This is a genomic window from Allobosea sp. (genome assembly GCF_036675845.1).
In the GTDB taxonomy this organism is placed as follows: domain Bacteria; phylum Pseudomonadota; class Alphaproteobacteria; order Rhizobiales; family Beijerinckiaceae; genus Allobosea.
The window spans coordinates 21273-34830 of sequence record NZ_JAKFED010000031.1; the positions used below are offsets into that span (position 1 = coordinate 21273).

At 67.6% G+C, this 13558-nt stretch carries 14 protein-coding genes; 13 read left to right on the top strand and 1 reads right to left on the bottom strand.

Annotated features, from left to right (window positions below; translation table 11 throughout):
- The first annotated feature begins 9 nt into the window (after nucleotides 1-9).
- From V6M56_RS02420 to V6M56_RS02445, 6 genes are all read left to right on the top strand, one after another.
- Nucleotides 10-363 (top strand): ArsR/SmtB family transcription factor, encoded by a 354-nt coding sequence (locus V6M56_RS02420; protein WP_332680982.1) that lies wholly within the window; start codon nucleotides 10-12, stop codon nucleotides 361-363.
- The gene (locus V6M56_RS02425; protein WP_332680983.1) at nucleotides 360-833 is read left to right on the top strand and encodes an SRPBCC family protein; all 474 of its coding nucleotides are present in this window, start codon (nucleotides 360-362) and stop codon (nucleotides 831-833) included. The genes V6M56_RS02420 and V6M56_RS02425 overlap by 4 nt, the downstream gene beginning before the upstream one ends.
- A 64-nt stretch (nucleotides 834-897) precedes the next feature.
- Complete coding sequence (locus tag V6M56_RS02430; protein ID WP_332680984.1) at nucleotides 898-1572, top strand: glutathione S-transferase family protein; 675 nt, start codon at nucleotides 898-900, stop codon at nucleotides 1570-1572.
- Between the two features lie 309 nt (nucleotides 1573-1881).
- Complete coding sequence (locus tag V6M56_RS02435) at nucleotides 1882-3675, top strand: ABC transporter ATP-binding protein/permease (RefSeq protein WP_332680985.1); 1794 nt, start codon at nucleotides 1882-1884, stop codon at nucleotides 3673-3675.
- A 79-nt stretch (nucleotides 3676-3754) separates the two neighbouring features.
- Complete coding sequence (locus tag V6M56_RS02440) at nucleotides 3755-4321, top strand: hypothetical protein (protein WP_332680986.1); 567 nt, start codon at nucleotides 3755-3757, stop codon at nucleotides 4319-4321.
- A gap of 219 nt (nucleotides 4322-4540) precedes the next feature.
- Nucleotides 4541-5488 carry a lysylphosphatidylglycerol synthase domain-containing protein gene (locus V6M56_RS02445; protein WP_332680987.1) on the top strand — a complete coding sequence of 316 codons (948 nt, stop codon included), beginning with the start codon at nucleotides 4541-4543 and terminating at the stop codon, nucleotides 5486-5488.
- 216 nt (nucleotides 5489-5704) lie between these two features.
- Here the strand turns inward: V6M56_RS02445 and ppk2 are convergent, their stop codons facing one another.
- Nucleotides 5705-6622: a polyphosphate kinase 2 gene (ppk2, locus tag V6M56_RS02450; RefSeq protein WP_332680988.1), complete on the bottom strand. Its 918-nt coding sequence runs from the start codon at nucleotides 6620-6622 to the stop codon at nucleotides 5705-5707.
- Nucleotides 6623-6836: 214 nt separating this feature from the next.
- Between ppk2 and V6M56_RS02455 the strand changes: the two genes are divergently transcribed.
- The 7 genes from V6M56_RS02455 to phoB all read left to right on the top strand — a co-directional run bounded on the left by V6M56_RS02455 (nucleotide 6837) and on the right by phoB (nucleotide 13496).
- Nucleotides 6837-7907, top strand: coding sequence for an ATP-binding protein (locus V6M56_RS02455; RefSeq protein WP_332680989.1), 1071 nt, complete (start codon nucleotides 6837-6839; stop codon nucleotides 7905-7907).
- A gap of 143 nt (nucleotides 7908-8050) precedes the next feature.
- Nucleotides 8051-9076, top strand: coding sequence for a phosphate ABC transporter substrate-binding protein PstS (gene pstS, locus V6M56_RS02460; protein WP_332680990.1), 1026 nt, complete (start codon nucleotides 8051-8053; stop codon nucleotides 9074-9076).
- Between the two features lie 208 nt (nucleotides 9077-9284).
- On the top strand, nucleotides 9285-10253 hold the full coding sequence (gene pstC, locus V6M56_RS02465; protein WP_442881056.1) for a phosphate ABC transporter permease subunit PstC: 969 nt from the start codon (nucleotides 9285-9287) through the stop codon (nucleotides 10251-10253).
- A gap of 12 nt (nucleotides 10254-10265) precedes the next feature.
- Complete coding sequence (gene pstA / locus V6M56_RS02470; RefSeq protein ID WP_442881057.1) at nucleotides 10266-11171, top strand: phosphate ABC transporter permease PstA; 906 nt, start codon at nucleotides 10266-10268, stop codon at nucleotides 11169-11171.
- 26 nt (nucleotides 11172-11197) lie between these two features.
- A complete protein-coding gene (gene pstB / locus V6M56_RS02475; protein WP_332680991.1) occupies nucleotides 11198-12004 on the top strand; it encodes a phosphate ABC transporter ATP-binding protein PstB in 807 nt (268 codons plus the stop codon).
- 41 nt (nucleotides 12005-12045) lie between these two features.
- Nucleotides 12046-12768: a phosphate signaling complex protein PhoU gene (phoU, locus tag V6M56_RS02480; RefSeq protein WP_332680992.1), complete on the top strand. Its 723-nt coding sequence runs from the start codon at nucleotides 12046-12048 to the stop codon at nucleotides 12766-12768.
- A 29-nt stretch (nucleotides 12769-12797) separates the two neighbouring features.
- On the top strand, nucleotides 12798-13496 hold the full coding sequence (gene phoB, locus V6M56_RS02485) for a phosphate regulon transcriptional regulator PhoB (RefSeq protein WP_332680993.1): 699 nt from the start codon (nucleotides 12798-12800) through the stop codon (nucleotides 13494-13496).
- The last annotated feature ends 62 nt before the right edge of the window (nucleotides 13497-13558 follow it).

Sequence of the window (13558 nt, forward strand, 5' to 3'; positions counted from 1 at the left end):
CTTAAGCGAATGCTTCACCAACCAGAGCAGCTCGACCTGATGTTCCAGGCGCTGGCGGACCCGACCCGCCGGCTGATGGTCCAGCGCCTCTGCGAGGGGCCGGCGAGCGTCAGCGAGCTCGCGGCGCCGCTGGCGATGACGCTCTCGGCCGTGGTCCAGCATCTCTCGGTGCTCGAGGGCGCCGGGCTGGTGCGCTCGCAGAAGGTCGGGCGCGTCCGCACCTGCCGGATCGAGACGCAGGCGCTGCGCGCCGCCGAGCATTGGATCAGCGAGCGCCGGACCCTGTGGGAGCGACGCTTCGACCGGCTCGGCGCCTATCTCGCCGAGCAGGCGGAAAAGCCCGAGGAAGGAAACGGCATATGACGGAACGATCGGTCGTCCATTCGAGCTTCGTGATCGAGCGCCTTTATGACGCCAGCCCGGCGCGGGTCTTCGCCGCCTTCGCCGATCCGGTGGCCAAGCGGCACTGGTCGGCCTGCCATGACGAGGGCGGGCTCGGTGAGCACGAGCTCGATTTCCGCGAAGGCGGGCGCGAGACCATGCGTGGCGCGCCGGCACCGGGCGGCGTCTATGCGATGAACGCGACCTATCAGGAGATCCTGCCGGAAGCGCGCATCGTTTATTCCTACGAGCTCCTGCGCGACGATGTCCGCCTCTCGGTCTCGCTGGCGACGATCGAGTTCCACGGGGGCGGTGCCGGCACCCGCCTCGTCTTCACCGAGCAGGCCGCCTTCCTCGACGGCCACGACCGGCCCGAAGCCCGCGAGCAGGGCTCGCGCATCGGCTTCGACCGGCTCGCGGGCTATCTCGCGCAGCAGCAGGCACCAGCCTGAACTGACCCTTTTCAACCGAAAGCCGCTCAAACCCGCTTCGTTTCGGCAGCAGGAATGTAACGCCATGGCCCTGACGCTCTACTTCCACCCGCTCTCGGGCTTTTGCCAGAAGGTGCTGGTCGCACTCTACGAGAACGAGACCCCGTTCACGCCGCAGCTCGTCGATTTCGGCGACCCAGTGCAGCGCGCGGATTTCCTGAAGCTCTGGCCGATCGGCAAGTTCCCGCTGCTGCGCGACGACCGCCTTGGCAAGCTGGTGCCGGAGACCAGCCTGATCATCGAACACCTCGCCTTGCATTATCCGGGGCCGGTCGCGCTGCTGCCACGCGACCCGGTCGCGGCGCTCGAGGTCCGCCGGCTCGACCGGCTCCTCGATCTCTACGTCGCGATCCCGATGCAGAAGGTCGTGCTCGACCGGCTCAGGCCGGAAGGCGGCCATGACCCGGCAGGCGTCGCCGAGGCCAGGGAACTGCTGGCCTGCACCTATGCGGTGCTGGAAGCCGAGCTCGATGGCCGGCAATGGCTGGCCGGCGACGACTTCACCCTGGCCGACTGTTCCGCGGCGCCGGCTCTGTTCTATGGCGAGCGGGCGCTCTCCTTCCAGGCCGGCTACCCGCGTCTCGCCGCCTATTTCGAGCGCCTGCGGACCCGGCCCTCCTATGCCCGCGCCCTGCGCGAGGCCGAGCCCTATTTCCACTTCTTCCCGCGCGGCGAGGGCGATGCCGGCCTCAGTCGCTAGATCGGATTTCGACCTGAGCAAAACCCCTTTCCGTCATTGCGAGGAGCGAAGCGACGAAGCAATCCAGAAGGGCGTGGAGCGCTGCCGCCCCTGGATTGCTTCGCTGCGCTCGCAATGACGGGTCAGTCAGATCGAAATCCACTCTAGCGATGGAGCCGGAATAAGCCGGTGTGATCGTCCCGCCCGCCGCACACTCCATTCAGCGAGGGTTCATCGCGCGCCAGCTAAGCGGCAGGCTGGGCGTGGTCCAACCGGGAATTTCCGGCAGCTGGCGCTCGCGATTTCGCGATCCGGGGGGATCAAGCGTCCGTGCCGAAAGCCGTCGACCAGCCTAGCCAGGCCGCCGGACCGCCTTCCGATTGGCAGGTCGCAAAGAGCTTCGCCGGCCTGACCGGCGGCTTCTGGCGCGGCGGCAGTGCCGGAAAAGCCTGGTTCTGGTCGCTCTCGCTGGCGAGCGCGATCATCCTCAGCGTCTTCGCCAACGTCACCGTCAACCGCTGGAACGGCTGGTTCTTCGACGCGCTCGAGAAGAAGGACGGCGAGAGCGCCCTGATCGCCATGGCGGTCTTCCCGGTGCTGGTGCTGATCGCGGCGGGCTTAGGCGTCGTCATCCTGATCTCGCGCGAGACCTTCCAGGTGCATTGGCGCGCCTGGGTCACGGCGAGACTTGCCGATGGCTGGATCGGCGAGCGCCGCTTCTATCGGCTCGGCCTTTCCGGCTACGAGCCGGCCAATCCGGAATACCGCATCGCCGACGATGTCCGCTGGGCGACCGAACCGGTCGTCGATTTCGCCATCGGCCTGCTCTCGGCGGTGATCACCGCCATCACCTTCATCGGCATCCTCTGGAGCATCGGCGGCTCGCTCAGCATCGAAGCCGGCGGCCGCACCTTCGTGATTCCGGCCTATATGGTGCTGGCGGCGATCGTCTACGCCGTGCTGGTCTCCGGCCTGATCACCTGGGTCGGGCGGCCGCTGCCGCGCCTGATCGCGGCCCGCAACGAGGGCGAGGCGCGCTTGCGCTTCTCGCTGATGCGCATCCGCGACCATGGCGAGACGATCGCGCTGTCGCGTTCCGAGACCGGCGAGCGCCTGGCGGTCGCGGCGACCTATGACAGCCTGGTCGGGCGCTGGCTCGCCATGATCCGCCAGCGCGGCCGGCTGACCTGGATCACCAATGGCAGCGGTGCGCTGGTGCCGGTGGTGCCGCTCCTGCTGGCGGCGCCGAAATATCTCTCCGGCGAGATGTCGCTCGGGGATGTCGTCCAGGTCGCCGCTGCCTTCGTGGCGGTGCAGAACGCCTTCAACTGGGTGCTCGACAATTTCATGCGCATCGCCGAATGGCTCGCCTCGGCGCGGCGGGTCAACGAGCTCGCGCTGGCGCTGGGCGCGCTCGACCAGGGACATGCCGGCGGCGAGATCGCCGTCGATGCCAGCGCCGACAGCTGCCTGCGCCTCGCCGATCTGACGCTGACCGACCGCGACGGGCGCACCTTGCTGGCCGATTTTTCCGTCACCCTGCCGCCGGGCGCGACGCTGCATGTCTCCGGCGAGCTCGGCCATGGCAAGGCGGCGCTGATCCAGGCGGTCGCCGGATTCTGGCCCTGGGGCCGCGGCAGCGTGGCGCTGCCGGCTGAGGCGCGGGTGGCGGTGCTGCCGCAGAAGTTGCATCTCTCGGAGGGCAGCCTGCGCGCGGCGCTCGATCCGGCCGGCGATCATAGCCCCGAGGCGGCCGGCGAGGCGCTGCGCGGCTACGGGCTCTCCGGGCTGGTGCCGCAGATGGAACTGCCGCGCGACTGGGACAAGGCCTTGACCACCGGCGACCGGCAGCGCCTGGCTTTGGCGCGGGCCGACCTGGCCCGCCCCGACATCCTGGTGCTCGACGAGGCGACGAGCGGGCTGGAGACCGATGCGGCGCTCGAATTGCTGGGCCGGCTCCGGGCCTCGCGGCCGGGCGCGATCCTGCTGCTGATCGGCCAAAGTCCCGGCTTCGCCGAGGTCTCCGGCCTCCATCTCGTCATGCGCCGGGCCGGCGGCGTCGCCCGCATCGCCGGCACCGAGGCGCCGCGCCCGGCCGTCCTCGCCGAGGCCGGCGGCGGCTGAGGATCTCCGGCCGGTTCTGCATTCAGCCGGCGTTCAGCCTCGCGCGGCTTCTTTCCTCTCGCTTCCACGGAGTTTTTCCATGCAGATGCATATCTGGGACGTCTATTGGGGCCTGCGGGTCGAGCAGTGCCCCTGCGACGTGCATTTCGTCGAATGGCTCGAGGAGCAGGGCGTCACGGACCGGCGCATCTACCATTTCGGCACCGGCGGGCACCATTATGTCGGCATCCGCTGCAACGAGCCCGAGCTGAACAACACCGTGCTCGGCATCACCGCCTCGCCGAAGGAATACGACGCCTTCGTCAAGCTGGCGATCGAGAACCCGACCATCACCAAGACCTACAGCGCCTATTTCGGCGACATCTACACCAGCAATGCCAGGCTGCTGCCGCGCTTCGACATCGTCACCCTGTTCCATTCCTGCGAATTCCGCAGCGAGAAGAACGACGCCTATGGCGCGCTGACCGATCTCGAGGTGATGCAGCTCTTCACCGACCAGACCGATGCCGGCGGCCACATCGTCTTCTATACCGGCTCCTTCGCCTATGAGACGGCGCGGCCGGTCATCGCGGAATGGGCGAAGTCGCGCCCGGTCGAGGAGGTCGGCAGCTTCAAGACGCTCAGGATCTTCCGCAAGCTCGGCTGACAGGCGCGGCCGGAGCGCGGCCAGGCACCGGCCTGCCCTGCGTCGGCCTCATGGCGTGCATTCGCCGCGCCATGTCGGCTTGTGGTTCGCGAGCGAGGCGCTATCTCTCGGGCCGGGCGGTTCCGCCCTCCCGACCGCAATCCATGCCGCCCGCTCCCCCGAGGCCTGGGCGCATAACCCGCAAGAGCCTGTATGTCTTTCGGCCCGCACGAGCCAGGAATGCCGCTGCGCAAGCGCAGTCGCTGGTGGTGGCTCGGCCCACTCGCCAGCACCGCGATCTTCGCAGCCTCGCTGGTCGTGCTCTATTTCATCGTCCGGGAGATCGACCCCGGCGAGCTCGCCAAGGCCTTCGCCAATGCCAGCCTCAGGCAGCTCTCGCTGGCGCTCGGCTTCACCGCGCTGAGCTATCTGCTGCTCACCGGCTATGACGCGCTGGCGCTGAAGCGCCTCGGCCTCTCGATTCCCTACCGAACCACAGCGCTCGGCTCCTTCACCAGCTACTCGGTCTCCTTCACGCTCGGCTTCCCGCTCGTGACCGGCGGCACGGTGCGCTACTGGGTCTATGCCGCCAGGGGGGTGCGCGCCTCCGAGGTCGCGAGCCTGACGGTGATCGCCGGCCTGACCTTCTGGCTCGGGCTCGGCATGATCCTCTGCGCCAGCCTGTTCTATGCGACGGGTGCGGTCGCACAACTGGCGCGCACCTCGCCGCTCGTGATCCAGGCCGTTGGAGCCGCAGTCACCATCGGCATCCTCGGCTATCTCGCCTGGATCGCGACGGGCGAGCGGACCTTGCGGGTCCGCGGCTGGAACCTGCCCTTGCCCGGTCTGGGCGTGACGCTGGCCCAGATGCTGCTCGGCGCCTGCGAGGTCTGCGCCGCGGCGGCGGTGCTCTTCGTGCTGCTGCCCGGCGGCCACAATCTGAGCTTCGAGAGCTTCCTCGCGGTCTATATCGTCGCCTGCCTGATTGGCATCGCCAGCCATGCTCCGGGCGGGCTCGGCGTCTTCGAGGCGACCATGCTGATCGCGCTCAGCCGCCTGCCCTTCGAGCATGTGCTCGGCGCGCTGCTCCTGTTCCGGATCATCTACTATATCCTGCCCTTCATCCTGGCGCTGGTGCTGCTGGCGCTGAACGAGATGGGCCGGCGCATAAGGCGGCACGAACGCTAGAGCCGGATGATGTCAGATGGGATCATGGAATGATCCCATCTGACATCTGAAGCCGTCTCTCACCAAAGGGTTAGAGCAGGATTTTTGCGAAAAACCGGTTTCCACTTTTTCGCATCCTGCTCTAGGTCTGCGGCGTCATGTTCGGGCTTGTCCCGAGCATCTTCTGAACGGGATTCCCGGGTCTGCGCTGCGCTTCGCCCGAGAATGACGAAGCGCTCAGCTCTCGCCGCCATTGCCGAGATAGGTATCCGCCGCCAGCACGATCCGGTCGTCGATCTCGCCGATCGCCTTCCTGTCCCGGTCCTCATAGGGCACGGCGAGCAGGACATGGCGGATCGCGTTCAGCCTGGCGCGGAACTTGTCGTTGGCCCGGATCACGGTCCAGGGCGCCCATTCGGTCGAGGTCCGCTCCAGCATCCGCTCGAAGGCCAGCGAATAGGAATCGAAGCGCGGAATCGCCTCGAAATCGATCGGCGACAGCTTCCAGCGCTTGAGCGGATCGTGCCAGCGGGCGTGCAGGCGGCTCATTTGCATCTCGCGGCCGATGGTGAGGAAGAGCTTGACGACGCGGATGCCGTCGCGCGCCAGCATGCCCTCGAAGGCCGGGGCCTCGCGCAGGAAGACCGCCGATTGCTCCGACGAGCAGAAGCCCATCACCGGCTCGACGCCGGCGCGATTGTACCAGGAGCGGTCGAAGAAGACGATCTCGCCGGCCGCCGGCATCTGCGCGGCATAGCGCTGGAAATACCATTGCCCCTTCTCGGTGTCCGACGGCTTCGACAATGCCACGACCCGGGCCTGGCGCGGGTTGAGATGCTGGGTGAAGCGCGCGATGGCGCCGCCCTTGCCGGCGCCGTCGCGACCCTCGAAGACGATGATCAGGCGCTCGCCCTTGTCGCGGACCCAGCGGAGCAGCTTCAGAAGCTCGATCTGCAGCGGCTCGAGCTCCTTCTCATAGGCCTTGCGCTTGTATTTGCGGCTGTAGGGGAAGTCGCCGCTGACGAAGGCCGCTTCGTCGATCGCCCGCGGCAGGGAGGCCGCCTCGATGTCGAAGTCGAAATCCGGCGCCGCGGCCTGGCTCGGCTTGTCCTGCTTTGTTCGCTTCCTGCCGGTGCTCGGAACGCCCTTGGCCATCGCTTCCCACTCCTCTGTCGGCTTCGAAACTAGAACGAGACGCGAAACAGGGGGAACCGGTTTTTCAGGCAGAACCCCCTCCGCCGGCTTCGGCGCGTGCGGAGGGATTTCCAACCGGCGAACTGGAGCTGGATCGGCGCGAAAAACCGGTTCCCGTTTCTTCGCATCCTGCTCTAAGAGGGCCCGGCAAGCAGGGCGCCGCGGCGGGATGGGCATGCACGATCTGGTCGACCCTCAGGCTCCCGTCACCGCCGCCTTGATCGAGGCGGTCGGGGCGGCCGTGATCCTGCTCGACGAGCAGGGCGCGATCCAGGCGCTGAGCCCGGCGGCGCGCTCGCTGATCGCGGGCCTGGAAAAGGGCAAGCCGCTGGCGCTGGTGATGCGCGATCCCGACCTGCTCGACGCGATCGAGCTGGTCTCGCGCCAGGGCGGCCGGCGCGCCATCGAGCTGATCGAGCGCGTCCCGATCGAGCGCACCTTCCGCATCCACATCGTCGCGCTGGCCGGCGGCGGCCGGCGCCGCGCCGTGCTCCTGACCTTCGAGGATCTGAGCGAGCAGCGCCTGACCGAGCGCATGCGCGTCGACTTCGTCGCCAATGCCAGCCATGAGCTGCGCACCCCGCTCGCCTCGGTGCTCGGCTTCATCGAGACGCTGCAGGGCCCGGCCCGCAATGACGAGAAGGCGCGGGAGCGCTTCCTCCAGATCATGCGCGAGCAGGCCCTGCGCATGGCGCGCCTGGTCGACGACCTGCTCTCGCTCTCGCGCATCGAGCTCAAGGCGCATCTGGCGCCGCAGACGCCGGTCGATCTCGGCGAGATCGCCCGCACCATCCTCGATGCGCTGGTGCTGATGGCGCGCGAGCGCGAGGTCACGCTGGTGCTCGACGTGCCGCCGCAGCCGGTCACGGTCGCCGGCGACCGCGACGAATTGCTGCGCCTGATGGAGAACCTCGTCGAGAACGCGATCAAATACGGAAGGCGCGGCGGCAAGGTCGAGATCAAGGTCGAGGGCGGCGACGAAGCGAGCTTCAGCGTGCGCGACGAAGGGCAGGGCATCGCCTCCGAGCACCTGCCGCGCCTGACCGAGCGCTTCTACCGCGTCGACAGCGCCGCCAGCCGCGAGGCCGGCGGCACCGGCCTCGGCCTCGCCATCGTCAAGCATATCGTGCTGCGCCATCGCGGCCGGCTGACGATCGAGAGCGTCGTCGGCGAGGGCGCGACCTTCCGGGCGATCCTGCCGGCGCTGGAGACGGATCCGATCAGGGCGAAACAACCCGATCGGTGAATCCGTCTCATGCCCTGGCCGAGGCTGGCCGTTAACGAAGTGTGACAGCCGCGCCCGGGCTTTGATGACCATCTGTCATCTGGCTGTCATATCGCCGGTGTTCTTGCGCGCCGTTGCACCTTGCGACCCAGAGAGGACATCTCATGCGCAAACTTCTCATTCTCGCGGCTGCGGCCGTCGGGTTCTCGGGCGCGGCCCAGGCTGCCGACATCACCGGCGCCGGCGCGACCTTCCCCTTCCCGATCTACTCGAAATGGGCCGAGGCCTATAAGAAGGAGACCAATATCGGTCTCAACTACCAGTCGATCGGCTCGGGTGGCGGCATCCGGCAGATCAAGGCCAAGACCGTCGCCTTCGGCGCCACCGACGCCCCGCTCAAGGGCGAGGACCTGACCAAGGACGGGCTGATCCAGTTCCCGACCGTAATGGGCGGCGTCGTCCCCGCGATCAACATCGCCGGTGTCGAGCCCGGCAAGCTGAAGCTGACCGGCCCGGTCCTGGCCGAGATCTATCTCGGCACGATCAAGAAGTGGAACGACCCCAAGATCGTCGCGCTCAATGCCGGCGTCACCCTGCCCGACGCCAATATCAGCCCGGTCTACCGTTCCGACGGCTCGGGCACGACCTTCGTCTTCACCGACTATCTCTCCAAGGTCTCGCCCGACTTCAAGAGCAAGCTCGGCACCAACACCGCCGTGCAGTGGCCGGTCGGCATCGGCGGCAAGGGCAATGAGGGCGTCTCGGCCTCGGTGAAGCAGGTCGCCAACTCGATCGGCTATGTCGAATACGCCTACGCCAAGCAGAACAAGCTCTCCTACGCCCTGCTCCAGAACGCCGACGGCAATTTCCCGAGCCCGGACGACAAGTCCTTCCAGGCCGCTGCCGCCAATGCCAACTGGAACGAGGCTCCCGGCTTCGGCATCTCGCTGAACAACCAGAAGGGCGCCCAGGCCTGGCCGATCACCGCCGCGACCTTCCTGCTGGTCCACGCCAAGCCGGAAAAGCCGGAAGAGACCCAGGCCGCGCTGAAATTCGTCGACTGGGCCTTCAAGAACGGCGACAAGCTCGCGCTCGACCTCGACTATGTGCCGCTGCCGGCCAGCGTCAAGGATCAGGTCCGCGCCGCCTGGAAGGGCGTCACCGACCCGTCGGGCAAGCCGATCTTCTGATCGCGTCGCGGAACCGACAACGCGGGATGATGGTGGCAAGAACAGCCGCCGTCATCCCGGACGCAGCGAAGCGGAGCTCCGGGATCCATCGGAGGCCGCCGAGCTCTAGAATGGATCCCGGGTCTGCGCTTCGCTTGCCCGGGATGACGACGCGCTCAGTGGCTGGCGCGGCGAAACCGATTGTTCGCGAGACCGGAGAGTTCCTCGGATGGCTGCCGTGACTGACCAGATGGCACCGGGCGGGCACGCCATTCGCGCCACCCCGAAGGGCACTTTCGACCTCGTCTTCCGCAATGCCAGCTTCCTGGCGGCGCTCTTCGTGCTGGTTCTGCTCGCCGGCATCATGGTTTCGATGGTGATCGGCGGCTGGCCGGCCTTCCGCGAATTCGGCCTCGGCTTCCTGACCTCCAGCGTCTGGGACACCCAGAACGAGCAATACGGCGCCTGGCCGGCGATCGTCGGCACCTTGTCGACCGCGCTGATCGCGCTCGTCATCGGCGTGCCGCTCTCGCTCGGCATCGCCGTCTTCCTGACCCAGCTCGCGCCGCCCTGGTTCAAGCAGCCGGTCTCGACCGCCATCGAGCTGCTCGCCGCCGTGCCCTCGATCATCTACGGCATGTGGGGGCTCTTCGTCTTCGTGCCGCTGTTCGCCGCCTATGTGCAGATCCCGCTCTCCAATATCGTCGAGGGCATCCCGATCGTCGGCACCGTGCTCTACTCGCGCTCGCCGTCCGGCCTCGGCATCCTCACCGCCGGCATCATCCTGGCGTTCATGATCATCCCGTTCATCGCCTCGATCACCCGCGACATGCTCGAGCAGATCCCTTCGGTGCTGCGCGAGAGCGCCTATGGAATTGGGGCGACGACCTGGGAGGTCGTGCGCCATGTGCTGGTGCCGCAGGCCGGCGTCTCGATCATCGGGGCGATCATGCTGGGCCTGGGCCGGGCGCTCGGCGAGACCATGGCGGTGACCTTCGTCGTCGGCAATGCCAACCGGCTCTCGGCCTCGGTGATGGATCCGGGCTCGACCATCGCCTCGCGCATCGCCAACGAGTTCAACGAGGCGCTCGGCCTGCAGCTCAACGCGCTGATCGCGCTCGGCTGCATCCTGTTCTTCGTCACCTTCGTCGTCCTCGTCATCGCGCGCATCCTCGTCGCGCGCGTCAAGTCGTTCTGAGGCAAGCGGAACATGAACCTGACGCCCTCCTCGCCCGCAGCCGCGAACCCCGCCCCGATGACCCCCGAAATCCCCTGGGGCCGCGTGCGCCCCTCGCGCCGCAATGCCGACCGGCTGATGAAGGTCACCGCCACGGGCTTCACGCTCGTCGCCATCACCGTGCTGTTCTGGATCCTCGGCATGCTGGTGGTGAAGGGCGTCGGCGGGCTCTCGGCCGGCACCTTCACGCAGATCACGCCGGGGCCCGGCTCGGAAGGCGGCGGCCTCGCCAACGCCATCGTCGGCTCGGCCGTGCTGACCTTCCTCGGCATCGCCATCGCCACGCCGATCGGCGTGCTCGCCGGCACCTATCTCGCCGAATACGGCAAGGGCTCGAAGCTCGCCGGCCTGATCCGCTTCGTCAACGACATCCTGCTCTCGGCGCCCTCGATCCTGATCGGCCTGTTCGTCTACGTCATCATGGTCGAGCCGTTCCGCGGCTATTCCGGCTGGGCCGGCGGCGTCGCGCTCGGCATCATCGCGATCCCGGTAATCGTGCGCACCACCGAGGACATGCTGCGCCTGGTGCCGGCGCCGCTGCGCGAGGCCGGCTCGGCGCTCGGCGCCCCGCCTTCGGTGGTCATCACCGCGATCACCTGGCGGGCGGCGAAATCGGGCATGGTCACCGGCATCCTGCTGGCGCTGGCGCGCATCGCCGGCGAGACCGCGCCGCTGCTCTTCACCGCGCTGAACAATAATTTCTGGTTCTCGCCGAGCCTTGTCGGCGGCGTCTCCAACCTGCCGGTGACGATCTATCAGTTCGCCTCGGCCCCTTACGAGAACTGGCAGCAGCTCGCCTGGGCCGGCTCGCTGATCATCACCGTCTCGATCCTTTTGCTCTCGCTTCTCGCCCGGCGCATCGTGCGCGGCGGCAAGTGAGCACCAGCCGTCCGATCGGAAGGAACATGTCGATGCTCTCGACCCTGGAACTGAGCCCGCAGACGCTCGATGCGCAGGCGCCCATCCGGATCGCGGTGAAGAACCTCGATTTCTACTATGGCGAGCACAAGGCGCTGAAGAACGTCAATCTCGACTTCCGCGACCGCCATGTCACGGCGCTGATCGGCCCCTCCGGCTGCGGCAAGTCGACCCTGCTGCGCATCTTCAACCGCATCTATTCGCTCTATCCGGAGCAGCGCGCCACCGGCGAGGTCCTGCTCGACGGCCGCAACGTGATCTCGTCGCAGGTCGACGTGAACGAGCTGCGCTCGCGCATCGGCATGGTCTTCCAGAAGCCGACGCCGTTCCCGATGTCGATCTACGACAATGTCGCCTTCGGCATCCGCCTCTACGAGAAGCCGCCGAAATCCGAGCTCGACGACCGCGTCGAGGGCGCGCTGCGCCGCTCCGCCCTCTGGGACGAGGTCAAGGACAAGCTCCGGAGCTCCGGCATGGGTCTCTCCGGCGGCCAGCAGCAGCGCCTCTGCATCGCGCGCACCATTGCCCAGAAGCCGGAGGTGATCCTGTTCGACGAGCCGACCTCGGCGCTGGATCCGATCTCGACCGGCAAGATCGAGGACCTGCTCGAGCAGCTCAAGAGCGACTTCACCATCGTCATCGTCACCCACAACATGCAGCAGGCGGCCCGCGTCTCGCAGTACACCGCCTTCATGTATCTCGGCGAGGTGATCGAGTTCGACGCCACCAACACCATCTTCATGAACCCGCACAAGAAGCAGACGCAGGACTACGTCACCGGCCGCTTCGGCTGAACGCCTGCAGTCCGCCAGCCTCCGTCACAGGATACGCCCCGATGTCCGACCATATCGTCCGTTCCTACGATGCCGACCTCGAAGGCTTACGCCGCAGCCTGGCCGAGATGGGCGGCATGTCCGAGCGCATGCTCGGCGACTCGACCGTGGCGCTGGTGCGCCGCGACACCGCGCTGGCGCAGAAGGTCATCACCGCCGACCAGCGGCTCGACAATCTCCAGCGCGACGTCGAGGAGAAGGCGGTGCTGACCATCGCCCGGCGCCAGCCCCTGGCCAACGATCTGCGCGAGCTGATCTCGGCGATCCGCATCGCTGCCGACATCGAGCGCGTCGGCGACCTCGCCAAGAACATCGCCAAGCGCGCCGTCGCCATCTCGGGCCAGTTCTCGCCGCCGCACCGCGCCGTGGTCGGGCTCGAGCATATCAGCCGGCTGGTGCAGGCGCAGCTCAAGGACGTGCTCGACGCCTATGCGGCGAGCAACGAGCAGAAGGCGATGGATGTCTGGCGCCGCGACGGCGAGATCGACGCGCTCTACACCTCGCTCTTCCGCGAGCTCCTGACCTACATGATGGAAGATCCGCGCAACATCACCTTCTGCACGCATCTGCTGTTCTGCGCCAAGAACGTCGAGCGCATCGGCGACCACACCACCAACATCGCCGAGACGATCCATTATCTGATCACCGGCCAATCGGTGGAGGAGAGCCGGCCCAAGCTCGACACCACCAACATCCTGGTCGACCTGCCCGCCGGCAATGGCTGAGCGGACGGACGCCTGAGCGGAGGCCGGACATGCCTGCACGCATCCTGATCGTCGAGGACGAGGAGCCGCTCACCTTGCTGCTCCGCTACAATCTCGAGGCCGAGGGCTTCGAGGTCGACAGCGTGGCGCGCGGCGACGATGCCGAGCTGCATTTGCGCGACCATACGCCGGACCTCGTCCTGCTCGACTGGATGCTGCCCGGCCTCTCCGGCATCGAGCTCTGCCGCCGCCTGCGCGCGCGGCGCGACACCGAGCGGGTGCCGATCATCATGCTGACGGCGCGCGGCGAGGAGACCGAGCGCGTGCGCGGCCTCGCCACCGGCGCCGACGACTATGTCGTCAAGCCGTTCTCGCTGCCGGAGCTGATCGCGCGCATCCAGGCGCTGCTGCGCCGGGTCAAGCCCGGCCATGTCGCCGGCATGCTGGCGGCCGGCGATCTCGAGCTCGACCGGACGACGCGGCGGGTGCGCCGCGCCGGTGCCGAGCTGCATCTCGGCCCGACCGAGTTCCGCCTGCTCGAATTCCTGATGCAGGCGCCGGGGCGGGTCTATTCGCGCGCCCAGCTGCTCGACGCCGTCTGGGGCCGCGACGTCTATATCGACGAGCGCACCGTCGACGTCCATGTCGGGCGCCTGCGCAAGGCGATCACCCCCGACGATGCCAGGGACCCGCTGCGCACCGTGCGCGGCGCCGGCTACGCCTTCGACGAGACTTTCGCGCGGGGCTGAGGCCTTCAGCGCGGCGCGGCGACGATCACGGCCGCGCCGGCGAGGCACAGGGCGGCGCCGGC